Origin of the sequence: Streptomyces niveus (assembly GCF_001723055.1) — a bacterium.
Lineage (GTDB): Bacteria > Actinomycetota > Actinomycetes > Streptomycetales > Streptomycetaceae > Streptomyces > Streptomyces niveus.
The window spans coordinates 1-23040 of record NZ_MDCR01000122.1; the positions used below are offsets into that span (position 1 = coordinate 1).

Genomic DNA, 23040 nt, shown 5'->3' on the forward strand with positions numbered 1-23040 from the left:
GCCGTCCTCGGCGCCGTCGACGACGACGCCATCGCCGCCGAACTCACCCGCGACCCCAGCGCCACCGGCCGGGAAGGCGCCGCCCGCTGCCGCGCCGCCCTCCCCGACGGCGACGCCAAGGCCGCCGCCTGGGACCGGATGTTCCGCACCGACGACCTCTCCAACTACCTCTTCACCGCCACCGCCCAGGGCTTCTGGCAGCCCGAACAGGCCGACCTCGTACGCCGGTACGTCCCCCGCTTCTACACCGACGCCGTCGAACTGGCCGACCGGCGCGGCCCCGCCATCGCCGAATGCGCCGGACGCTACGCCTTCCCGATCCACGCGGCGGACGAGGAGTCACTGCGCCTGGGCGAGGAATGCCTGTCCGCGGCGGACCTCCTGCCCGCGCTGCGCCGCAAGCTGGTCGACCAACTGGACGACCTGCGCCGCGCGTTGCGGGTACGGGAGGGCTGACCCTCCGTACGCAAGGAGGGCGGGCCCTGTTGCCGGGCCCGCCCTCCTCTCGTACACGAGCCCCGCGCGTACGCGGCTCCGCACGCCCGTCAACTCTCCTTCAGCGCACACCGCTACCCCCACCGGGTCCGGCTCGTTGTGCACCGTGGGCACCACCCGACCGATCCCCGGACCCCCTGGTGCACCCGGCCCACCCGTCCTGAAGGACCCTCCATGACCGACCTGTCAGCAGACGATCACGACCGGCCGCACGACCTGGTCGGCATCGGCATCGGACCGTTCAACCTCTCCCTCGCCGCGCTCGCCGACGGCGTCCACGGAGGCATCGCCGCCACCTTCTTCGAACAGCGCCCCGCCTTCCACTGGCACCCCGGCCTGCTCCTCGACGACGCCACCCTCCAAGTGCCCTTCCTGGCCGACCTGGTGACCCTCGTCGACCCGGCGAGCCCCTGGTCCTTCCTCAACTACCTCAGGGCGTGCGAGCGGCTGTACCCGTTCTACTTCGCCGAGCGCTTCCACATCCAGCGCGCCGAGTACGACGCGTACTGCCGCTGGGTCAGCGAACAACTCCCCGGACTCCACTTCGGCCACCAGGTCGACGCCGTCCGCTGGAACGCCGAACGCGCCCTGTTCGAGGTCGACTTCACCCAGCTCGACCACGACGGCGAGGTCGAGGCCCTCGGCCGCGCCTACACCCGCAACATCGCCCTCGGCATCGGCACCGAACCCCACATCCCCGAACCGCTCAAACTCCTCGCCGACACCCCCGCCGTCCCCGTCATCCACTCCGCCGACTACCTCGCCCACCGCGAACGCATCCTCGAAGCCGAGCACATCACCGTCGTCGGCTCCGGCCAGTCCGGCGCCGAGGTCTTCCTCGACCTGCTGCGCGCCCGCCCCGCCGGCGCCGAGAAACTCCACTGGCTCGCCCGTACCGAGGCGTTCGCGCCCATGGAGTACTCCAAACTCGGACTGGAGCACTTCACCCCCGACTACACCAGCTACTTCCACGCACTGCCCGAACGGGTACGCGACGAACTCGTACCGCGCCAGTGGCAGCTCCACAAAGGCATCGACGCCGGCACCATCGCCGCCATCCACGACGAGCTGTACCGCCGCACCACCCGCGGCCGCTGGCCCGACGCCGTCCTCACGCCCGGCGTCCTCGTCCGCACCGCGGGCCGGGTCGGCGCCACCAGGATCGAACTCCACCTGGAACACGCCCAACAGGCCGGCCGCTCCCGCCTCACCACGGACGCCGTCGTCCTCGCCACCGGCTACCGCGAACGCCCCCTCGGCCGGCTCCTGGCCGGACTCGACCCGTACATGCGGCTCGACACATCCCAGCGCCCGCGCATCGACGCCCGCTACCGGCTGGTCCTCGACCCCTCCGTCACCGGCTCCGTCTACGTACAGAACGCCGAACGGCACAGCCACGGCGTCGGCGCCCCCGACCTCGGACTCGCCGCCTGGCGCAGCGCGACGATCCTCAACTCGCTCACCGGCACCGAGCCCTACCCGCTGCCCCGCCGCACCGCGTTCACCAGCTTCGGCCTCGACGGACAGGAAAAGCACCGGCAGGTGCCGGTGCCCAGAGGTCTCGTACCGCTCTCCGAGGTGCGCTGAGCACCTCGGGACGGGGTTTGCGCCGGTGCGGTGCCGAGGGGACGGCACCACACCGGCGCGTCATCGCGCGACGAGTCAGAAGACCGGGGTGCCGTCGCGCGTGAGCTTCCAGTCCACCGAGGCGAACGCCGCCGGGTCGACGGTCTTCGCCGTCTGCACCCACGTGATGATCGTGTTCCGGATCTCGTCCGGGTTGGCCCACACCTGCTGCGCACCCGCGACATGCGGGAAGTTCCCGCCGCCGCTCGCCCGGTAGTTGTTCACCGCCAGCACGAACTTCGCCGCCGGATCCAGCGCCTTGCCCTCGAAGGACAGATTCACGATCCGCGAACCGGCCGGCTTGGCGATGTCGATGTCGTACGTCAGCCCCGACACCACGTCGTAGTTGTAGTCCGGGGTGTTGCCCGCGTTCGTCAGCTTCGACGTGTCCACCGGCGCGCCCGCGGGCGTCTGTACGTAGTACCTGGCCGAGTACTCCAGATAGTCCTTCAGCTGAGCACCCGTCAACACCCGCGCCTCCAGGGTGTTCTCGAACGGATACAGCGCCGCGGCGTCCCTGATCGTCACCTCGCCCGCCGGGATCCCCGCCGTACGCGAGAAGCACGACGCCTGCGACAGCAGCGGCAGCGCCGCCCACTCACCGCCCGCGAGACCCGCCTTCACCGTCTCGACCTGCACATGGTTGATCAGATCGATCAGCGGCTCGTCCTTCCACGGAGCGTCGGCCGTCGTCATCGCGGCCGTCGACGTCCCGATGACCTGGTTGACGTAAGCCACAACCTTGCGGTGCTCGTCCTCCAGCAGCCCCGTGATCTTCTTGTCCTCCTCCACCGTGTTGGAGTTGAGGACCTGCGCGCCCACCTTCTCGACCGACCAGCTGCCCCGCTCCCACACCAGGTCGAAGTCGAACAGCGTCAGCCGCTGCCCCCACTTCAACGGCTCGGACAGCACCACGTCCTTGCCGGTCTCCTTGTTGGTCACCCGGTACTCGGGAATCTCACTGTGCGCGTGCCCGACCAGGATCGCGTCGATACCCGGCACCTGCTCGGCCACCAGACCCGCCGCGTTCTCGATGTGCGGCAGCTGATCTCCGTAGGAGGACGTACCGCTCGACCCCGAGTGCGCCGAAACGATCACCACGTCCGCGCCCATCGACCGCAGCTTCGGCACCCACTTCGCCGCCTGCTCCTCCAGACCCGGGAACGTCATCTTGCCCTGGACGTTCACCTTGTCCCAGATCGCGATACCCGGATTCGTCAGCCCCAGCACCGCCACCCGCACATCACGCCCGTGCGGCGTCCGCAACCGCTTGATCACATACGGCGGGAACGCGGGCCGCAGCGTCTTCGCGTCCAGCGCGTTCGCCCCCAGCAGCGGGAAACGGCACTGCTCCTCGAACTTCCGCAGCACCGGAATGCCGTAGTTGAACTCGTGGTTGCCCAGCGCCGCCGCGTCGTAGCCGATCGCGTTCATCGCCTGCGCCATCGGATGGACCGGACCACGCTTCGCCGTGATCGGGTCGATCTTGGCGTAGTAGTACGAGAGCTGAGTGCCCTGGATGGTGTCGCCCGCGTCGATGAGCAGGGTGTTGCCCCGGCCCTTCTCCTTACGGACGCGGTTCACCAGCGTCGAGATCTTGGCCAGTCCGACGTCGTTGCGGTCCTTGTCGTCGAACTCCTTGTCCGTGAAGTAGTCCCAGTTGAAGACGTTGCCGTGCAGGTCGGTCGTGCCCATCACGGTGAACGAGTACCGCTTCGGCGGACGTCCATGGCCCTGCCCGGCGCCCTGCTCCTGGGCGCCCGCGGGCACGGAAGCGGCCCCGGCGATCGCCACACCGGCTCCGGCGGCGGCGGACCGTTCCAGGAACGTCCTTCGGTTCAGCGGCATCGCTACTCCCTCGATCTCTTCGTCCGGCTCGTCATCCAGGCGCACAACGCGCGTAGATAAGGCGGCTAGATTCTGACGCAGGAACGAAGAATCGAACACCCCCAACGGGTTTCGATCCGGTGACTGCCACGTGATGCCCACCGAAAGCCGTGCCCGAGCGGGAACCGGATGGCAGAGTGACCGGACAGCCGAGCGAGCAGTACACCACACCCCAACTCGCCCCCGTACAAAGGAGAAACCGCCCGTGACCGCCGACGCACCCACCCCCGGCGCCGCACCCTACGGCACCCCCGAGACCCCCAGGGTCGCCGTCCGCGGCGAAGCACGCCTGGAGTTCGACCCCGAGATCGCCACCATCGACATCTCCGTCGGCGCGCGCGGCACCGACCGGCGCACCGCCCTCGACGACCTCACCCGCCGCAACAACGACGTCCTCACCCTGATCAAGTCCTACGGCGACGCCGTCGAGAAGCTGGTGACCGGCTCCTTCTCCATCAACCCCGAACTCACCCGGCACGGCCGCGGCGAACGCGTCCGCGCCTACCACGGCCGTGTCAACATCACCGCCCAGCTCGCCGACTTCACCGCACTCGGCGAACTCACCACCCGCCTCGCCGACCTCGAACTCACCACGGTGGCCGGCCCAAGGTGGGCGCTGCGCCCCGACTCACCGGCCCACGGCGAAGCACGCAGGCAGGCGGTCCGCGAGGCCGTCCAGCGGGCCCGCGAGTACGCGGAGGCGCTCGGCGCGAACCTCGCCGCTCTCGTGGAACTCGCCGACATCGGAGCGGAGAACGCCGCGCCGTTCGCGATGCGTGCCCCCGCGTACGCCATGGGTTACGGCGGCGCCCCCGAACCCGCCGGCGCACCGCCCGCACTCGATCTCGAACCGCAGCGCCAGACCGTCTACGCGCAGGTGAACGCGCGCTTCACCATGACCCCTCCCGTACTCTGAAATATCGCTCATCGGAGCGGCCGGGCGCACACTTCAACACTTGTCAACAACCCTTCATGTAAAGGTTGTTGAGTAGTCATGTGAGACCAATTACCTACCCGACGGTAAGGTTTAGTCTCGAATCATGCGCCGAGCAAAAATCGTCTGTACCCTCGGGCCCGCCACCGACTCGTACGACCAGATCAAAGCACTGGTCGAGGCCGGAATGGACGTCGCCCGCTTCAACCTCAGCCACGGCAGCTACGCCGATCACGAGGAGCGCTACCAGCGCGTACGCAAGGCCGCCGAGGAAACCGGCCGCAGCGTGGGAATCCTCGCCGACCTTCAAGGCCCGAAGATCCGCCTCGGACGCTTCCGCGAAGGCCCCGTACTCCTTGAACGCGGCGACGAGTTCACCATCACCGTCGAGCCCCTCGAAGGCGACCGCCACACCTGCGGCACCACCTACGAAGGACTCGCCGACGACGTCACCGCCGGTGAGCGCATCCTCGTGGACGACGGCAAGGTGACTCTCGAAGTCACCGAGGTCGACGGACCGCGCGTGCGCACCACCGTCGTCGAAGGCGGCATGGTCTCCGACAACAAGGGACTCAACCTCCCCGGCGTCGCGGTGTCCGTCCCCGCGCTCTCCGAGAAGGACATCGACGACCTGCGCTGGGCCCTGCGCATCGGCGCCGACGTCATCGCGCTCTCCTTCGTCCGCAGCGGACGCGACATCGTGGACGTCCACCGCGTCATGGACGAGGAGGGCCGGCGCGTCCCCGTCATCGCCAAGGTCGAGAAGCCGCAGGCCGTGGAGAACATAGACGACATCGTCGCCGCGTTCGACGGCATCATGGTGGCCCGCGGGGACCTCGGCGTCGAGATGCCGCTGGAGCAGGTGCCGATCGTCCAGAAGCGCGCGATCAAGCTCGCGAAGCGCAACGCGAAGCCGGTCATCGTCGCCACGCAGATGCTCGACTCGATGATCGACAACTCCCGGCCGACCCGCGCCGAGGCGTCCGACGTCGCCAACGCCGTCATCGACGGCACCGACGCGGTGATGCTGTCCGGCGAGACGAGCGTCGGCAAGTACCCGGTCGAGACGGTCCGCACGATGAGCCGCATCGTGGAGGCGGCGGAGGAGGACGTCCTCGCGAAGGGCCTCCCGCCGCTGACCGAACGCAACAAGCCCCGCACCCAGGGCGGCGCGGTCGCCCGCGCGGCGGCCGAGATGGGCGACTTCCTCGGCGCGAAGTTCCTGGTCGCCTTCACCCAGTCCGGCGACACGGTCAAACGCCTCTCGCGCTACCGCTCACCGATCCCGCTGCTGGCCTTCACCCCGGACCCGGCGACACAGGCGCAGCTCAACCTCACGTGGGGTGTGGAGGCGTTCCTCGGTCCGCACGTGGACTCGACGGACGCGATGGTCGACCAGGTGGACGAACACCTGCTGCGGATCGGCCGCTGCGACAAGGGCGACATCGTGGTGATCACGGCAGGTTCCCCACCGGGAGTCGCGGGCTCCACGAACCTGGTCCGGGTCCACCACGTGGGCGAGGACGACAGCCCGAAGTAGCGGTTGTCGGGCCGGGGTTGTTCAGTGCTTCGGCCCGATGCGGGCGTCCATGAGGGCGACGGACGCGCGCCTGGCGACGGAGACGTTCTTGGCGTTCGCCCTCGTCCAGGCGACCCCGAGGCCGTCGAGCGTGTCCGTGAACAGGCGCAGGATGTCGGCGGACTTGTTCGTGAAGAAGTACCGGGGGTACTCGTAGCGCCTGGTCACGCCGCCCACGGTGCGGGTGGTCCAGTTCACGGTCCGGCAGCCGTCGGAGTGGACGAGCCCGCGGACCAGCTCCCACGGGTGGGCGCCCACGATCTCCCGCTGCCAGTCGGCGAGCACGATGGCGCGGTCGTGCTTCCTGCCGGGGCCGTGCTGCGGAAACAGGCACGGCCAGTGCCGGTCGTAACTGCTCACCATGACGCATCCCTGTTTCCGCACGACAGCCACGGAGACACCGGGGCGGACGGCGACAATGGCCGCCCGGCACAGCTGGATCAGTCCGGGCCAGGCGTCCGCGCAGGCGATGCGCAGGTAGTGCCCGCCTCGGGAGTGCGCGCTGATGCAGCCGTCACCGAGGTAGAGCCCGAGGAGATACGCGTACGCCGCCGTGTCCGCCGGCCCCCGCGGACAGTCCCGCGCCATGCGCGGCACGGGCTCGACGCGGGTCCGCCAGGCGCGTATCGCCGCACGCGACACACCGGTCCGTCTGCTCACGGAATTGAGGCTGCGGCCTTGGGCGACGAGCGCCAGCGTGCTGCGTCGCGTCTCCATGTCGTACATACGACCGAGCTTGACGTGATCTATGTGTCAGCCGAACGGAAACGACGCCTGTGTCACACGTTCACGTGAAGATCGACGGAAACCGCGCCAACCTTGGAAACGAAGGGAAAGTGCCCCGAGTCGGATTCGAACCGACGCTGTATGGGTTTTGAATCCATGGCCTCTACCGCTGGGCTACCGGGGCTCCTTCGAAACGAAGGAAGGGACGGGCCCTCCGTGCTCCAACCATACCGTAGCTAGGTAGGCTCTTGCCCAGCAGTATCTGCCAGTTACGAGGAGCCTCAGTGACCGCCCCCGAGTCGCCCCAGCCCGTCGCCGACGACGACAAGTCGCATGTCCCGCCCCTGACGACCCGCGTCGTCATCGCCGAGGACGAGGCGCTCATCCGTCTCGACCTGAAGGAGATGCTCGAAGAAGAGGGCTACTCCGTCGTGGGCGAGGCCGGTGACGGTGAGCGTGCCGTTGAGCTGGCCCGTGAGCACCGGCCCGATCTTGTCATCCTCGATGTGAAGATGCCCGTCCTCGACGGCATCTCCGCCGCCGAGCGGATCGCCAAGGAGTCCATCGCCCCCGTCCTGATGCTCACCGCCTTCTCGCAGCGCGATCTCGTGGAGCGCGCCCGGGACGCCGGGGCCATGGCGTACCTCGTGAAGCCGTTCAGCAAGAGCGACGTCGTGCCGGCCATCGAGATGGCCGTCTCGCGCTTCACCGAGCTGAAGGCGCTGGAGCGGGAGGTCGCCGATCTGACGACCCGGCTGGAGACGCGCAAGCTCGTGGACCGGGCGAAGTCGATCCTCCAGACCCAGTACGGCCTGACCGAGCCCGCCGCCTTCCGGTGGATCCAGAAGACGTCGATGGACCGGCGGCTGTCGATGCAGCAGGTCGCCGAGGCCGTCATCCAGGACGACGAGGAGAAGAAGGCCGCCAAGGGGCAGTGAGCACGGCGGCACCTACGTAAGGAGGCCCGCGANNTCGCGGGCCTCCTTACGTAGGAGAGGCGTTCAGTCCTCGCCCAGGTACGCCTTGCGTACGGACTCGTCCACCAGCAGGTCCTGCCCGGTGCCCGAGAGGACGACCTTGCCGACCTCCATCACATGGCCCTGGTCGGCCAGTGACAGTGCCGCCTGGGCGTTCTGCTCGACGAGGAGGATCGTCGTGCCCTGCGACTTGAGTTCGGCGATCGTCGCCATGATCTTCTGCATCATGATCGGCGAGAGTCCCATGGACGGCTCGTCGAGCATGAGCAGCTTGGGCTGCGACATCAGCGCCCGTCCCATGGCGAGCATCTGCTGCTCGCCGCCGGAGAGGGTGCCCGCCGCCTGCTTGCTGCGTTCGCCGAGGATCGGGAACAGTTCGTAGGCGCGCTTGATGTCCTTCTCGATGCCGGCGGTGTCCTTCCGGAGGAAGGCGCCGAGCTTGAGGTTCTCCGCGATCGTGAGCCGCGGGAAGATCCTGCGGCCCTCGGGGGAGTGCGCCAGGCCCATCGCGACGATCTTGTGCGCGCCGATGCCGTTCAGGGGCCGGCCGTCGAAGATGATCCGGCCCCCGGAGGGCTTGAGCAGCCCGGACAGGGTGCGCAGCGTGGTCGTCTTGCCGGCGCCGTTGGTGCCGATGAGCGTGACGATCTGACCGGCTTCGACGCTGAAGGAGATGCCCTTGACGGCTTCGATCTTGCCGTAGGCGACCTTGAGGTCCTCCACCTCCAGTAGTGCGGTCACTTGGTGTCTCCTTCTGTGCCTGCCGTGCTGTCCGCGTGTGCCTCCGCGGCCTCCACCTCGGAGACTTCCTCGGCGCCGGGGGCGCCTTCGTAGGGGGTGCCGAGGTAGGCGGCGACGACGCGCTCGTCGGCCTGGACGACCTCGGCGGTGCCCTCGACGAGCTTCTGGCCCTGGACGAGGACGGCGACGCGGTCGCACAGGTTGAAGATGAAGCGCATGTCGTGCTCGATGACGAGTACGGCGATGCCCTGGTCGCGGATCGCGAAGACCAGGTCCTGGGTGGTGCGGGTCTCCTGCGGGTTCATGCCGGCGGTGGGCTCGTCCAGCAGGAGCAGGCCCGGGTCGCTGGCGAGTGCGCGCGCGATTTCCAGCTTGCGCTGTTCTCCGTAGGGGAGGTTGCGGGCGAGGTGGTCGCGCTTGGCCGCGAGGCCGGTGAACTCCAGGAGTTCCATGGCGCGTTCCTCGGACTCCTTCTCCGCCTTCTTGAAGCCGGGGCCGCGCAGGAGCGCGGACCACAGGCCCTCCTTGGTCCTGGTGTGGCGTCCGACGAGGACGTTCTCCAGGACCGTCATGTTGGCGAAGAGCCGGATGTTCTGGAACGTACGGGCGATGCCTGCCTTGGTGACCAGGTGGGACTGGTGCGGCAGGACGGTGCCCTTGTAGCTGACGGTGCCCTCGGTGGGGACGTACAGACCGGTGAGGCAGTTGAAGAAGGTGGTCTTGCCCGCGCCGTTGGGTCCGATGAGGCCGACGATCTCGCCGGTGTTGACGTGGAGATCGACGTTCTGTACGGCGGTGAGTCCGCCGAACTTCTTGGTGACGCCGGTGGCCTGGAGGACGGGCGCGCCGGTGGTGGTGGCGGCCTTGGGGGATCCGGCGTCGGTGGGTTCGATGTCGGTGGTCATTCTGGGTCACACCCCCGCTTTGCTGAGGCCGATATCGCCCTTGGGGGCGTCCAGTTGACCGGTCTCGTGGAATTCGAGCTGCTTCCTGCGGTCGGCGATGAGGCCCTCGGGGCGGAATCGCATGAGCAGGATCAGCGCGATGCCGAAGAGCAGCAGCTGGTAGTCGGACATGAACTGGAGCTTCGCCGGGATGAGGTAGAGCAGCGAGGCGCCGATGAGGGGTCCGCTGACCGTGCCCATGCCGCCGAGGATGACGGCGGCGAGGAGGAACGCCGAGTTCGGCGGGACGGCTTCGACGAACTTGTACTGGGCGGGGGTGACGGTGAAGGTCACGTGCGCCTGTACGGTGCCGGCCATACCGGCGAGGGTGGCGCCGAGCGCGAAGGCGAGCAGCTTGAGCCGGAAGGCGTTGATGCCCATGGCCCTGGCCGCGGTCTCGTCCTCGCGGATGGCGACCCAGGCGCGGCCGATGCGCGACTGGTCGGAGCGGCGGAAGACGGTCACCACGATGATGGTGAACAGCAGCATCAGCAGGTAGTAGTTGGAGAATCTGCCGAGTTCGACGCCGAGGATCGTATGTGGTTCGCCGAGGTTGAACCCGAAGAGGTCCAGGTCGGGGATGTTGGGGATGCCGTTGGAGCCGTTGGTGACGTCCGGGCCCGACGATCCGTCGAGGTTCTGCATGGTGATGCGGAAGATCTCACCGAAGCCGAGGGTCACGATGGCCAGGTAGTCGCCGTGCAGTCGCAGGGTCGGCGCGCCGATGACGACGCCGAAGATCAGCGAGGCGCCGGCGCCGCAGAGGACGGCGGCCCAGAACGGGAGCTGGATGCCGATGGTGGACGACGGCGATCCGGAGACGAGGGCGGCCGTGTAGGCGCCGACGCCGAGGAAGGCGACGTATCCGAGGTCGAGCAGGCCGGCGAGGCCGACGACGACGTTGAGTCCGAGCGCGACGGTGGCGAAGATCAGGATGTTCGTACCGATGGAGGCGTACGCGTCGTTGCTCTGGGTGAACGGGAAGGCGAACGCGGAGACGAACGCCGCGGTCACGGTCACGTTCTTGTGCTTGGAGGTGAGGCCCGCGAGCCGGCGGTTGAGGCCGGCGCGGGAGATGGCGGTGGCGCCGAAGGCGACGAGGAGGATGTAGCCGATGAAGAGTTCGGCGGCCTCGGTGTCGATGCCGTAGGTGAAGACGAAGAGGCCGAGCCCGAAGGCGGCGGCGATGATGAGGATCTCGGCCCAGCCGGGGAGCGCGGTGGCTTCCTTGGGTGTGGGGGCCTTGAAGGACTGGACGAACCGCTGCCAGACGTTGGGGTTGTCGTGGTCGCCCGCGACGTCGCCGGGGAGCCCGAGGGCGGCGACGAGGGTGAGGAGCGAGGCGGCGGCGGCGACGTAGCCGCCCGGTTCGAGGTTGGCGAGTCCGCCGAGTTTCACGGCGATCGCGATGACCGTGTACCAGGTGGTGGCGAACGTGCCGAGGGCGAAGAGGAGGACGGGGCCGTTCTTGCCGCCGGGGGTGAGCCAGCCGAGGCCGCGTACGCCGTAGCCCGCGACGACGAAGACCAGCGTCAGCAGCGCACCGGTGAGGGTGAGCAGCTGGAGGCCGCCGGGGTAGCCGGTGACCGTGAGGTCGCCGGGGAATTCGGCGGTCCAGGTCCAGGCGAGGAAGGTGCTCGCGAAGGTCGCGACGGCGCCGATCGCGGCGCCGAGGCCGGCCGCCGACGCCGGGAGGCCGATGACGGGGCGGCCGGGACGGGGTGCGGGGGCCGCGGTGTTCTTTTTCGTCGTGGTGGTGGTCATCGGTATCACGCCCTGTCCGAGACGCGTGCGCCGAGTAGACCTTGTGGCCTCAGCAGCAGTACGAGGATGAGGAGGACGAAGGCCCACACGTCCTTCCAGGCGCCGCCGCCGAGCTGCGACATGCCGGGGATGTTCTCGATGTAGGCGGTGGCCATGGCCTCGGCGAGGCCGAGGACGAGGCCGCCGATCATGGCGCCGTAGATGTTGCCGATACCGCCGAGGACGGCGGCGGTGAAGGCCTTGAGTCCGGCGATGAAGCCCATCTTGAAGTTGACTTCGCCGTACTTGAGGCCGTGTGCGACGGCCGCGATGGCGGCGAAGGCGGCACCGATGGCGAACGCGGTGACGATGATGCGGTCGGTGTTGATGCCCATCAGCTTGGCCGTGTCCGGGTCCTGCGACGTGGCCTGCATGGCGCGTCCGGTGCGGGTCTTGGAGACGAAGACTCCGAGCGTGATCATGCACAGGGGCGCGGCGATGAGCAGGAAGAGGTCACCGCGGCTGATGGCGAAGGCGCCGAAGTCGAGCCTGCCGCCCTCGAACTCGGGGAAGGGGCGGGACTTCGTGGCGTCCGGGTAGAAGGCCCAGATGGCTTGCTGGAGTGCGATGGAGAGGCCGATCGCGGTGATCAGTGGTGCGAGTCTGGGGGCGTTCCGCAGCGGCCGGTAGGCGAAGCGTTCGGCTCCTACGGCGACGAGCACCGAGCAGGCCATCGCCATGAGGATCATGAGGGGCAGTGCGAGGAGCAGGCTGGTACCGCTGGGCAGCCAGAGGAATACGGTCAGCGCACCGAAGCCGCCGATCATGAATATCTCGCCGTGGGCGAAATTGATGAGCTGGACTATGCCATAGACCATCGTGTAACCGATTGCGATGAGTCCGTACAGCGCGCCGAGTAGCAGGCCGTTGGCAAGTTGCTGCGGCAGATCGTTCACCGCGGGGCCTCCGAATGAGTGGGGTCAGATACGGCCGCGCGGGGGCGCTGTGGCGCCCCCGCGCGGTGGTAGTTCCTTCAGGAGGGAGGGCTGGTGAGCCCGATCAGCCCTCGAACACGCCCGTCTTGACGGGGACGTGCTTGCCGCCCTTCACCTCGTAGAGGGAGAGCTGCTTGTTGATGGTGTCGCCGTACTCGTCGAAGCCGACGGTGCCGGTGACGCCGTCGAACTTGACGTCCTGCATGGCTTCGGTGATCTGCTTGCGGGCGTCCTTGACGTCGCTGGGCAGCTTGCCGTCGTTCTTCTCGACGACGGCCTTGACCGCCTGGATGATGGCCCAGGTGGAGTCGTAGGAGTAGCCGCCGTACGCCTCGAACGCGCCGTCGTAGCCGCCGGCGGAGTAGTCGGCGATGAACTTCTTGGCGGTGTCCAGGGTCTCCAGGGGCGCGCCCACGGAGCTGGCGAAGTCGCCTTCGGAGTTCTTCTTGCCCAGCTTGATGTACTCGGCGCTGAAGAGGGCGTCGCCGCCGACGGTGGGTATCTTGGCGCCGGCGTTCTTGATCTGGCTGGCCAGCGGGGCGCCGGCCGGGTACTCGCCGCCGTAGTAGACGAAGTCGGCCTTGGTCTGGGCGACCTTGCTCGCGACGGACGAGAAGTCCTTGTCGTCCGGGTTGATGTGGTCGGTGCCGACGACCTTGCCGCCGAGCTTCTTGAACTCGGTGGAGAAGGTGGCGGCGAGACCGGCTCCGTACGTCTTCTTGTCGTCGATGACGTAGACGTTCTTGAGCTTCTTCTCGTTGAACATGAACTGCGCGGCGTACGGGCCCTGGATGGCGTCCGTGGTCGCGGTGCGGAAGTAGGTGTCGAAGCCGCGGACCTTCTTGCCGGTCTGCCAGTCCTTGCCCTGAGTCATCTCGGGGTTGGTGTTGGCGGGCGACACCTGGACCAGGTTGTCGTTGGCGAAGACCTTCTGCATGGCCTGGCCGACGTCGGAGTTCAGGGGGCCGACCACGCCCATGACGTCCTGGTTGCCGACAAGCTTGGTGGCGTTCTGCTGGCCGGTCGCGGCCTGGGCCACGTCGTCCAGGGACTCCAGCTTGAAGGTGACGCCTTCGACTTCGTTGTTCTTGTTGGCCGTCTTGACGGCGAGGTCGGCGGAGTTCTTGATGCCCTGGCCGAGCGCGGAGAGGTCTCCGGTCAGCGGCGCGTCGAGGCCGATGACGACGGTCGTCTTTCCGCCGCCGCCGCCCTCGCTGCTGTCGTCGCGGGAGCCGCAAGCCGAAAGCGTGAGGGCTCCTACCGTGACCGCAGTGGTGACTATGAACAAGGAACGGTGACGCACGATCAGTCCTTTCCCCTGGCACGGCTGTCCCTGATTGAGAAGCCGGGTCGAGCGCTGGAACCGAACTGAAAGTAATCCGGTGGCGCGGTGACTGGCCGTGACTCTAAGCGCGCTGGTGGGGGTGGTGCAGAGGTGCGGCCCATGATGTGACGCTCTTGTTATGACGGAAGCGTGGTGAAGCCCGTAAGGGAAGGGAAAGGCGTGCGATTTGAGACCGTTCGGAAGTCCACATACTGAGAACCAGCAGGACCGTAACGGTAATCGGCCGATTACGGAGCGGGATCGGCGCACGCTCGGCCGATGGCCGCGCCGAGGTCTTCGGGGTATCCGCCGCCGAGGATCCGGCTCTGTTTCTGGACGGCCCTTTCGTTACGCAGGGTGACTTCCAGGAAGGGGAGTCCGGAGTTCCGTGGTACTTCCCCGCAGTCGAGTACGTAGACGGTCACCGTCACGTCGCGGGACTTCCCGGCGGGCACGGTGAACGGAGCGGACGGTTCCGTCGAGACGGCCAGGGCCGCCGACGGCTGGGTGATGGCGTCGACGGTCACCCGCCGGCCGGGTTCGGTCGAGATGCTGACGCCGAAGGTGAACGCGCCCGCGTGCCCGTCGTCCGGGGAGGCGCCCGCGTACGCGAAGCCAACCACCTGCGAGGGCCAGGGCGGTGGCGGCGCGGGAGGCGGCTCCGGGGCGTTGACGGCGTACACGCCCACGCCCGTGGCGAGGGTCGCGACGGCGGCCAGGACGGCCTTGCGGCGGTGGCGCGCGGGCACGACGTGGCGGACGCGGGACGGCGTCGCGCCGGCGGCCGGGGCCGCCGGGTGCTGGTAGGTGTCCTCGCCCGGTTCGACGGGGCCGATGCCGCTCATGCGGCGAAGCTAATGCGCATCGGGACGCAGGACAATGGATCGTGCCGCACAGCGTGACGCAACGTCACCATCGGGGGTCCCACCTGGCTCTCCCCGCGCCGGGGTCCGGCGGTGGACGGCGCCCCGCGGGAGCCTCGACGGGCTCTCGTTACCGGAATGTTTCGCGGCCGTCGGACGACGGCCACGCGTCTCACCTAGTGGTCACCGGGAGCGGGCCGAAGCCCGTTCACCGCCCCCTCCGGCCCGCTTGAGGCTCCCTTGAGGTTAGCCCTCCGGTGTGCCTCGGTGTCCCCCGGCGGTGCCTCTCGGTGGCCCCTCAGGCGTCCTTCCGCTTCATGAACGCGCTGCCGTCGCCGCTCTGGAGCAGACACGTCAGCCGCGCCGTGCACACCCGCTTGCCCCGCTCGTCGGTGATCACGATCTCGTACGTCGCGGTGGACCGGCCGCGGTGGACCGGGGTGGCGACACCCGTCACCACGCCCTCGCGTACCGCGCGGTGATGGGTGCAGTTGAGATCCACCCCCACGGCGACCTTGTCGCGCCCGCCGTGCATCATCGCGCCGATGGAGCCGAGGGTCTCGGCGAGTACGGCCGACGCGCCGCCGTGCAGCAGCCCGTACGGCTGGGTGTTGCCCGCCACGGGCATGGTGGCGACGACCCGGTCGGCCGACGCCTCGGTGACCCGCAGGCCCATGCGGGCGCCGAGGTCCCCGGCGGAGAAGAGCGACTCCAGGTCGACCTCGTCCGGCCCGTACTCGTCGATGATCTCCTGCGGGAACGTCGCCGAGGGCTGCTCGTTCGCTGTGGTGTCACCCATGGGGTCAGGCTCCGATCGGCTGCGTGGTGCGGGTCGCTTGGGTGGGGTGTGCGGGGGCGGTACGTGATCCGTACGTATGGGTCGGGATGCGGGCGCGCCGCGTCAGCGGTGCTCGAAGCGCACCACGACGGACTTGCTCGCCGGGGTGTTGCTGGTGTCGGCGGTGGAGTCCAGCGGCACCAGCACGTTCGTCTCCGGGTAGTAGGCGGCGGCGCAGCCGCGGGCCGTGGGGTAGTGCACCACCCGGAAGCCCCGGGCACGCCGCTCGACGCCGTCCCGCCACTCGCTGACCAGATCCGTGTACGAGCCGTCGGCCAGGCCCAGTTGACGAGCGTCCTCCGGATTGACCAGGACGACGCGGCGGCCGTTCCTGATGCCCCGGTAGCGGTCGTCGAGACCGTAGACCGTGGTGTTGTACTGGTCGTGCGAGCGCAGCGTCTGGAGCAGCAGCCGGCCCGCCGGCAGTTCCGGGTACTCGACGGGCGCGGCCGTGAAGTTGGCCTTGCCGGTGGCGGTGGGGAAGCGCCGTTCGTCGCGCGGGGCGTGCGGGAGCTGGAATCCGCCCGGCGCGGCGACGCGTTCGTTGAAGTCCTCGAAGCCGGGGACGACGCGCGAGATGCGGTCGCGGATCGACGCGTAGTCCTTCTCGAACTCCTCCCACGGAGTCAGTGACGCCGGACCGAGGACGGCGCGCGCCATGCGGGTGACGATCGCCGGCTCGGACAGCAGGTGCGGGCTCGCCGGGGTGAGGTTGCCGCGCGAGGTGTGCACCATGCCCATGGAGTCCTCCACGGTCACCACCTGCCTGCCGCCCGCCTGTACGTCCTTGTCGGTACGCCCGAGGGTCGGCAGGATCAGGGCACGCGCGCCGGTCACCGCGTGGGAGCGGTTGAGTTTGGTCGACACGTGCACGGTCAGCCGCGCGGTGCGCATCGCCGCCTCGGTCACCTCGGTGTCGGGGGACGCCGACACGAAGTTGCCGCCCATGGCGAAGAAGACCTTCGCGTCGCCGTCGCGCAGGGCGCGGATGGCCCGTACGACGTCGTAGCCGTGGTGGCGCGGCGAGGTGATCCCGAACTCCCGGTCCAGGGCGTCGAGGAACGCCGGCGCGGGCCGCTCGAAGATGCCCATGGTGCGGTCGCCCTGGACGTTGGAGTGTCCGCGTACGGGGCACACCCCCGCGCCCGGCCGGCCGATGTTGCCGCGCAGCAGAAGGAAGTTGACGACCTCGCGGATGGTCGCGACGGAGTGCTTGTGCTGGGTGAGGCCCATCGCCCAGCAGACGATGGTGCGTTTCGAGGCCAGCACCATGGCCAGCGCGCGCTCGATGTCGGCGCGCTCCAGGCCCGTCGCGGCGAGGGTCTGCTCCCAGTCGGCGGCGCGCGCGGCGGCGGTGAACTCCTCGAAGCCGTGGGTGTGTTCGGCGACGAACGCCTCGTCGACGGCGGCCGGGTCGCTCTCGGCCGCGTCGAGGACCAGCTTGTTCAGCAGCCGGAACAGGGCCTGGTCGCCGCCGATCCGGATCTGGAGGAAGAGGTCGGTCAGCGCCGCGCCCCTGAGCAGGCCCTGCGGGGTCTGCGGATTCTTGAACCGGCCCATGCCGGCCTCGGGCAGCGGGTTCACCGAGATGATCCGCGCGCCCGCCGCCTTGGCCTTCTCCAGGGCGGAGAGCATCCGGGGGTGGTTGGTCCCCGGGTTCTGCCCGGCCACGATGATGAGGTCGGCCTGGTGCATGTCCTCCAGGGACACGCTGCCCTTGCCGACGCCCAGGGTCTCGGCGAGCGCCGAACCGGACGACTCGTGGCACATGTTGGAGCAGTCGGGCAGATTGTTCGTGCCGAACTCGCGGGCGAACAGCTGGAGCAGGAAGGCCGCCTCGTTGCTGGTGCGGCCCGAGGTGTAGAAGAGCGCCTCGTCGGGGGAGTCCAGCGCGGTCAGTTCCTCGGCGATGATCGCGAACGCGCGCTCCCAGCTGACCGGTTCGTACCGGTCCCCGCCGGCGGTGCCGCCGGCGGCACCGCGCTCCAGGAGCATCGGCTGGGTGATCCGGCCCTGCTGGCCCAGCCAGTAGCCACTGCGCGTCGCCAGGTCGGCCACCGGGTGCGCGGCGAAGAAGTCCGGCGTCACCCGGCGCAGCGTCGCCTCCTCGGCGACGGCCTTCGCGCCGTTCTCGCAGAACTCCGCCGTGTGCCGGTGGTCGCCCTCCGGCCAGGCGCAGCCCGGACAGTCGAAGCCGTCCTTCTGGTTGACCTTGAGCAGTGTCCGCGCGGCCCGGGTCACCCCCATCTGCTGCTGGGCGACGCGCAGCGAATGTGCCACGGCCGGCAGTCCGGCGGCGCTGTCGCGCGGGGCGGCGACCCGTGGGGCGTCCTGGACCGGATCACCTGAGGGCGGCTTGCTGGCCATCACGCTCTCCCTAACTCGTACGTCGTCACTCGCCCCCCGATCCTGTCACGCACCGCCGACAGCACGTCGGGGAGGAGTGGCCGGGTCGGGATTGTCAGTGCGGCGTGGCAGGATCGGGTACGTGGCTGAGACAGCATCGAAGAAGACCGCAGACAACCGTCCTCGCCTGCTCCTCATGGACGGGCACTCCATGGCGTACCGGGCGTTCTTCGCGCTGCCCGCGGAGAATTTCACCACCGCCTCCGGCCAGCCGACCAACGCCGTCTACGGCTTCGCGTCGATGCTGGCGAACACCCTGCGTGACGAGGTGCCCACGCACTTCGCGGTGGCCTTCGACGTCTCGCGCAAGACGTGGCGCTCGGAGGAGTTCCCCGAGTACAAGGCGAACCGCTCCAAGACGCCCGACGAGTTCAAGGGCCAGGTCGAGCTGATCGGCGAGCTGCTGGACGCGATGCACGCGCACCGGTTCGCGATCGAGGGCTTCGAGGCGGACGACGTCATCGCCACCCTCGCCACGCAGGCCGAGGAGGCCGGCTTCGAGGTTCTCATCGTCACCGGCGACCGGGACTCCTTCCAGCTCATCACCGAGCACACCACGGTGCTGTATCCCACCAAGGGCGTCTCCGAGCTGACCCGGTTCACCCCGGAGAAGGTGTACGAGAAGTACGGGCTGACGCCGGCGCAGTATCCGGACTTCGCCGCGCTGCGCGGCGACCCGTCGGACAATCTCCCCAGCATTCCCAAGGTCGGCGAGAAGACGGCCGCGAAGTGGATCAACCAGTTCGGTTCCCTCGCCGATCTGGTGGAGCGCGCCGACGAGGTCAAGGGCAAGGTCGGCGAGAGCCTGCGCGAGCACCTGGACTCGGTCAAGCTCAACCGTCATCTCACCGAACTGGTGCGCACCGTCGAGCTGACGAAGACCCCGCAGGACCTGGAGCGCGCCCCGTACGACCGCACGGCCCTCACCGGATTCCTCGAAGTGCTGGAGATCCGCAACCCGAGCCTGCGCGAGCGGCTGCTCGCCGTCGACCCCGGCGCCGTCGAGGACGAGGCCCCGGCCCCCGAGGCGGGAATCGAGCTGGACGGCACGGTCCTGGCCTCCGGCGAGCTGGCTCCCTGGCTGGCCGAGCACGGCGACGAGCCGCTGGGCGTCGCTCTCGTGGACACCTGGGCGCTCGGCACGGGCAGCATCGGCGAGGTCGCGCTGGCCGCGGCCGACGGCGCCGCCGCCTGGTTCGACACCACGCAGCTCGACGAGGCCGACGAGAAGGCCTTCGGCAGCTGGCTCGCCTCGGCGGACCACCCCAAGGTGCTGCACAACGCCAAGAGCGCCATGCGGGTCGCCCCCGAGCACGGCTGGCGGATCGGCGGGGTCACCATGGACACCGCTCTCGCCGCGTATCTGGTCAAGCCCGGCCGCCGCTCCTTCGCGCTCGACGCCCTCGCCGTCGAGTACCTCGGACGCGAGCTGGCTCCGGCCGCCGCGAACGACGGACAGCTCGCCTTCGGCAGCGACGACCAGGCCGAGGCGGACGCGCTGATGACACAGGCGCGCGCCATCCTCGACCTCGGCGTCGCGTTCACCGGCCGGCTGGCCGAGGTCGGCGCCACCGAACTGCTCCAGGACATCGAGCTGCCGACCTCCGCGCTCCTCGCCAAGCTGGAGCGCAACGGCATCTCGGCCGACCAGCCCCATCTGGTCACCCTGGAGGAGCAGTTCGCCGCCGCCGTCCAGCAGGCGGTGAAGGAGGCGCACGCGTCCGTCGGGCACGAGTTCAACCTCGGCTCGCCCAAGCAGCTCCAGGAAGTCCTCTTCGGCGAGCTGAATCTGCCCAAGACCAAGAAGACCAAGACCGGTTACACGACGGACGCCGACGCGCTGGCGTGGCTCGCCGCGCAGACCGAGCACGAACTGCCCGTCCTGATGCTGCGCCACCGCGAGCAGGCCAGGCTCCGGGTCACCGTCGAGGGCCTGGTCAAGATGATCGCGGCCGACGGCCGTATCCACACCACCTTCAGTCAGACGGTCGCGGCCACCGGCCGGCTCTCGTCCACCGACCCCAACCTGCAGAACGTGCCGGTGCGCACCGACGAGGGCCGCGCGATCCGCCGCGGCTTCGTCGTCGGCGAGGGCTACGAGTCGCTGATGACCGCCGACTACAGCCAGATCGAGCTGCGCGTCATGGCGCATCTGTCCGAGGACGCCGGTCTGATCGAGGCGTTCACCTCCGGCGAGGACCTGCACACGACCGTCGCCTCCCAGGTGTTCGGTGTCGAGCGCGCCGATGTCACCCCCGACATGCGCCGCAAGATCAAGGCGATGTCGTACGGACTGGCCTACGGCCTCTCGGCGTTCGGCCTCTCCCAGCAGCTGAACATCGAGGCGGCGGAGGCACGCGGTCTGATGGACACGTTCTTCGAGCGCTTCGGCGGCGTACGGGACTATCTCCAGCGCGCGGTCGAGGAGGCCAGGGCCACGGGCTACACGGAGACGATGCTCGGCCGCCGCCGCTATCTGCCCGACCTCAACAGCGACAACCGCCAACGCCGCGAGATGGCCGAGCGGATGGCGCTCAACGCCCCGATCCAGGGCACGGCCGCCGACATCGTCAAGGTGGCCATGCTGCGGGTCGACAAGGCGCTGACCGGGGCCGGGCTGACCTCGCGCATGCTCCTCCAGGTCCACGACGAAATCGTGCTGGAGATCGCCCCCGGCGAGCGGGAGCGGGTGGAGGAGCTGGTGATCCGCGAGATGGCCGGGGCGACGGAGCTGCGGGCGCCGCTGGACATCTCCGTGGGCGTGGGACCGGACTGGGACTCGGCCGCCCACTGACGGCGGGCCGGCCGGCCCTCGTCAGCCGTACCGCTTCTCGTACGGGATCAGCGCGATTCCGTACGGGAGCGGTCGGGGGCGGCGGGGGCCACCGGCTTCGTACGGGCGGCGCGCAGCCGCATCCCCGCGCCGTACAGGACGAGTCCGAGGGCCAGGCCCGCACCGGCGCCGAAGCAGAGCGTCGGGATGACGTCCAACGGCGTGGAGACTTGCCCGTGGTAGGCGTACCAGCGGGTGAACCGGTGCGCCATGCCGAGCAGCACGCACCCCGCCAGCACGGCGTGCGCGAGGGCGCGTTCGCGCCGCAGGAGCACCGGCACCGAGGCCGGCGCGGGAGTACGGGGCAGCCGGCGCACGGCGGTGACGGTGAACCAGCAGAGCGCCACGAGCGCCAGGGCCGAACTGCCGTACTGCGTGTACGTGTACAGCGGGAAGCCCGCGACGATCTCCTCCAACGCGGGCACCATCCGGGTGCCCCACCGGTCGAAGTGCGTGAACGCGTCCCACACCACATGGGTGGACGCGCCGAGCACCGCCGAGAGACAGAACCGCGCGGCGAGCGCCGCCCGCCGTTCCGCACGCCGGTCGGGACCTCGTACGAAGGCGTGGATCCGCCCCTGCCAGGCGCCGGGCAACAGTGCCACCAGCGGCTCACGCAGCATCAGCCAGAGACCCACCAGAGCCGCGGCGATGACGACATCGGCGGTGAACAGACCCACGATCCCGTGCGTCACCTCGCCGAACTCCATGGCCTCGGGCACGGCGGTCGCGGCGAAGTACGTCATGTCGGGCGCCATCGACCCGGCGACCAGGGCGGAGGCGAGCAACGGCCCGCGTGCCGTGCCGTTCCTGCGGATGCCCGGCAGCACCGCCGCCGCGTGGCTCAGCGTGAAAGGCAAGGCCGTCCCCCTGGGGCGTGTCGTCGTCGTGCGATCAGCTCCACCGACGCGATCAGGTCGATCGGTTCGGCCTGTTCGCTCAGGCGGGAACACGCCCACCTGGCACGGAGTCAGTCGGATCAGTATGAAGGACGCACGTTCTCGGCCACCGGTTCGACCTGGGGGAGGCCGGGAGGTGGCGAACCGGTGAAAAGCGGTCACCGACCCGTGTGCGCGCACAGGTAGTTGCCGTAGGGTCGCCTGAGTCCTCGCGCTGGGGAGCGCGAACAGCCGTTCACCGGGAGGGACCAGACGTATGGCAGCGCAATTCGGCCGCCGGCTCCGCAGAGGGGCGACCACCACCGCGGTCGCCGCACTCGCGGTCGCCGCACTCTCCGCCTCGCAGGCCCCCGCGATCGTCCCCGGCGGCGGTGGCAACGGAAAGCAGGCGTCCGGATCGAGCGTGCCGGACGAGAGCCCGGACTCCGCCAGCGGGGATTCCTCGTACCACACGGACCTCCCGCCGCTGAACACCCCCGACAAGCCCGGCACTTCGATCGACCTGCCGGACCTGGGGGGCGCTGCCGAGGCCGGGATACCCGCCACGGTGCTGTCCGCGTACAAGCAGGCCGAGCAGCGCCTCGGGGTCACCAACCCCGGCTGCAACCTGCCGTGGCAGCTCCTCGCGGCGATCGGCAAGGTCGAGTCGGGCCAGGCGCGCGGCGGCCGGGTCGACGACAACGGCACCACGTTCACGCCGATCCTGGGCCCGGTGCTGAACGGTGTCGGCTTCGCCAACATCTCCGACACCGACAACGGCGCCTACGACGGCGACAAGACCCACGACCGTGCCGTGGGCCCCATGCAGTTCATCCCGTCGACGTGGGCGACCTGGGGTCAGGACGCCAACGGCGACGGCCGCAAGGACCCGAACAACATCTTCGACGCGGCGCTGGCCGCCGGCCGCTATCTTTGCGCCAACAATCGCGACCTGTCGCTGAAGTCCAACCTCGACCAGGCGATCCTCAGTTACAACCGCTCGCGGGAGTATCTGGCGACGGTCCTGTCCTGGCTGGAGTACTACAAGCGCGGCAGCCACGAGGTGCCGGACGGTACGGGTGTGCTGCCCGAGGGCCCCGGTCCGCTGAACCCGGGCGGCCCCAGCAACTCGCCCAGCCCCGGCCCGACCACCTCGCCGAGCCCCGGCGAGTCGCCGACGACCAACCCGCCGAAGCCCCCCAAGCCGCCGGCCACGAAGCCGCCGACGACACCTCCCACGAAGCCGCCGAC

18 protein-coding genes and 1 tRNA gene are annotated in these 23040 nt (G+C 69.2%); 7 read left to right on the forward strand and 12 right to left on the reverse strand.

What is annotated here, in order from left to right:
* Both BHU15_RS15835 and BHU15_RS15840 read left to right on the forward strand, forming a co-directional pair.
* Nucleotides 1-456 (forward strand): ERAP1-like C-terminal domain-containing protein (locus tag BHU15_RS15835; RefSeq protein WP_171908378.1); only part of this gene is annotated, 456 nt, incomplete at its 5' end.
* Nucleotides 457-669: 213 nt separating this feature from the next.
* A complete protein-coding gene (locus BHU15_RS15840) occupies nt 670-2082 on the forward strand; it encodes a lysine N(6)-hydroxylase/L-ornithine N(5)-oxygenase family protein (protein WP_069627783.1) in 1413 nt (470 codons plus the stop codon).
* A 75-nt stretch (nt 2083-2157) separates the two neighbouring features.
* Here the strand turns inward: BHU15_RS15840 and BHU15_RS15845 are convergent, their stop codons facing one another.
* A complete protein-coding gene (locus tag BHU15_RS15845; RefSeq protein WP_069627784.1) occupies nt 2158-3969 on the reverse strand; it encodes a bifunctional metallophosphatase/5'-nucleotidase in 1812 nt (603 codons plus the stop codon).
* A gap of 244 nt (nt 3970-4213) precedes the next feature.
* Here BHU15_RS15845 and BHU15_RS15850 point away from each other — a divergent pair, with 244 nt between their 5' ends.
* A complete protein-coding gene (locus tag BHU15_RS15850) occupies nt 4214-4924 on the forward strand; it encodes an SIMPL domain-containing protein (RefSeq protein WP_069627785.1) in 711 nt (236 codons plus the stop codon).
* Between the two features lie 124 nt (nt 4925-5048).
* Nucleotides 5049-6482 carry a pyruvate kinase gene (pyk, locus tag BHU15_RS15855; RefSeq protein WP_023542456.1) on the forward strand — a complete coding sequence of 478 codons (1434 nt, stop codon included), beginning with the start codon at nt 5049-5051 and terminating at the stop codon, nt 6480-6482.
* A gap of 21 nt (nt 6483-6503) precedes the next feature.
* Here the strand turns inward: pyk and BHU15_RS15860 are convergent, their stop codons facing one another.
* Together BHU15_RS15860 and BHU15_RS15865 are read right to left on the reverse strand one after the other, a co-directional pair.
* Nucleotides 6504-7247, reverse strand: coding sequence for a hypothetical protein (locus tag BHU15_RS15860; RefSeq protein ID WP_069627786.1), 744 nt, complete (start codon nt 7245-7247; stop codon nt 6504-6506).
* A 111-nt stretch (nt 7248-7358) separates the two neighbouring features.
* Nucleotides 7359-7431: transfer RNA gene (locus tag BHU15_RS15865), tRNA-Leu, on the reverse strand.
* Between the two features lie 100 nt (nt 7432-7531).
* Here BHU15_RS15865 and BHU15_RS15870 point away from each other — a divergent pair.
* Nucleotides 7532-8185, forward strand: coding sequence for an ANTAR domain-containing response regulator (locus BHU15_RS15870; protein WP_069627787.1), 654 nt, complete (start codon nt 7532-7534; stop codon nt 8183-8185).
* A 63-nt stretch (nt 8186-8248) separates the two neighbouring features.
* Here BHU15_RS15870 and BHU15_RS15875 read toward each other — a convergent pair whose 3' ends face one another.
* From BHU15_RS15875 to BHU15_RS15910, 8 genes are all read right to left on the reverse strand, one after another.
* A complete protein-coding gene (locus tag BHU15_RS15875; RefSeq protein WP_069627788.1) occupies nt 8249-8965 on the reverse strand; it encodes an ABC transporter ATP-binding protein in 717 nt (238 codons plus the stop codon).
* Nucleotides 8962-9870, reverse strand: a complete 909-nt coding sequence (locus BHU15_RS15880) for an ABC transporter ATP-binding protein (RefSeq protein WP_069627789.1) — start codon at nt 9868-9870, stop codon at nt 8962-8964. Before BHU15_RS15880 ends, BHU15_RS15875 begins: the two co-directional genes overlap by 4 nt.
* A 6-nt stretch (nt 9871-9876) precedes the next feature.
* A complete protein-coding gene (locus BHU15_RS15885) occupies nt 9877-11673 on the reverse strand; it encodes a branched-chain amino acid ABC transporter permease (RefSeq protein ID WP_069627790.1) in 1797 nt (598 codons plus the stop codon).
* Nucleotides 11674-11678: 5 nt separating this feature from the next.
* A complete protein-coding gene (locus tag BHU15_RS15890; protein WP_023542462.1) occupies nt 11679-12608 on the reverse strand; it encodes a branched-chain amino acid ABC transporter permease in 930 nt (309 codons plus the stop codon).
* A 103-nt stretch (nt 12609-12711) separates the two neighbouring features.
* Nucleotides 12712-13950: a branched-chain amino acid ABC transporter substrate-binding protein gene (locus BHU15_RS15895; RefSeq protein ID WP_031231954.1), complete on the reverse strand. Its 1239-nt coding sequence runs from the start codon at nt 13948-13950 to the stop codon at nt 12712-12714.
* 269 nt (nt 13951-14219) lie between these two features.
* On the reverse strand, nt 14220-14816 hold the full coding sequence (locus BHU15_RS15900) for a hypothetical protein (protein WP_069627791.1): 597 nt from the start codon (nt 14814-14816) through the stop codon (nt 14220-14222).
* A 316-nt stretch (nt 14817-15132) separates the two neighbouring features.
* On the reverse strand, nt 15133-15633 hold the full coding sequence (locus BHU15_RS15905) for a PaaI family thioesterase (protein WP_023542465.1): 501 nt from the start codon (nt 15631-15633) through the stop codon (nt 15133-15135).
* 102 nt (nt 15634-15735) lie between these two features.
* Complete coding sequence (locus BHU15_RS15910; protein ID WP_069627792.1) at nt 15736-18039, reverse strand: FdhF/YdeP family oxidoreductase; 2304 nt, start codon at nt 18037-18039, stop codon at nt 15736-15738.
* A 121-nt stretch (nt 18040-18160) separates the two neighbouring features.
* On the opposite strand from BHU15_RS15910, the gene polA reads away from it, so the two are divergent.
* Nucleotides 18161-20872: a DNA polymerase I gene (polA, locus tag BHU15_RS15915; protein WP_069627793.1), complete on the forward strand. Its 2712-nt coding sequence runs from the start codon at nt 18161-18163 to the stop codon at nt 20870-20872.
* A 47-nt stretch (nt 20873-20919) separates the two neighbouring features.
* On the opposite strand, the gene BHU15_RS15920 is transcribed toward polA, so the two are convergent.
* On the reverse strand, nt 20920-21771 hold the full coding sequence (locus tag BHU15_RS15920) for a DUF4184 family protein (protein WP_069627794.1): 852 nt from the start codon (nt 21769-21771) through the stop codon (nt 20920-20922).
* 295 nt (nt 21772-22066) lie between these two features.
* Between BHU15_RS15920 and BHU15_RS15925 the strand changes: the two genes are divergently transcribed.
* Nucleotides 22067-23040: lytic transglycosylase domain-containing protein (locus BHU15_RS15925; RefSeq protein WP_141726829.1), on the forward strand; the 974-nt coding region annotated here is incomplete at its 3' end.

Coding starts and splice junctions, on each gene's coding strand:
- BHU15_RS15905 (WP_023542465.1), bottom strand. CDS start 15,633: ATGGGTGACACCACAGCGAACGAGCAGCCCTCGGCGACGTTCCCGCAG.
- BHU15_RS15845 (WP_069627784.1), bottom strand. CDS start 3,969: ATGCCGCTGAACCGAAGGACGTTCCTGGAACGGTCCGCCGCCGCCGGA.
- BHU15_RS15885 (WP_069627790.1), bottom strand. CDS start 11,673: ATGACCACCACCACGACGAAAAAGAACACCGCGGCCCCCGCACCCCGT.
- pyk (WP_023542456.1), top strand. CDS start 5,049: ATGCGCCGAGCAAAAATCGTCTGTACCCTCGGGCCCGCCACCGACTCG.
- BHU15_RS15900 (WP_069627791.1), bottom strand. CDS start 14,816: ATGAGCGGCATCGGCCCCGTCGAACCGGGCGAGGACACCTACCAGCAC.
- BHU15_RS15910 (WP_069627792.1), bottom strand. CDS start 18,039: ATGGCCAGCAAGCCGCCCTCAGGTGATCCGGTCCAGGACGCCCCACGG.
- BHU15_RS15880 (WP_069627789.1), bottom strand. CDS start 9,870: ATGACCACCGACATCGAACCCACCGACGCCGGATCCCCCAAGGCCGCC.
- BHU15_RS15840 (WP_069627783.1), top strand. CDS start 670: ATGACCGACCTGTCAGCAGACGATCACGACCGGCCGCACGACCTGGTC.
- BHU15_RS15860 (WP_069627786.1), bottom strand. CDS start 7,247: ATGTACGACATGGAGACGCGACGCAGCACGCTGGCGCTCGTCGCCCAA.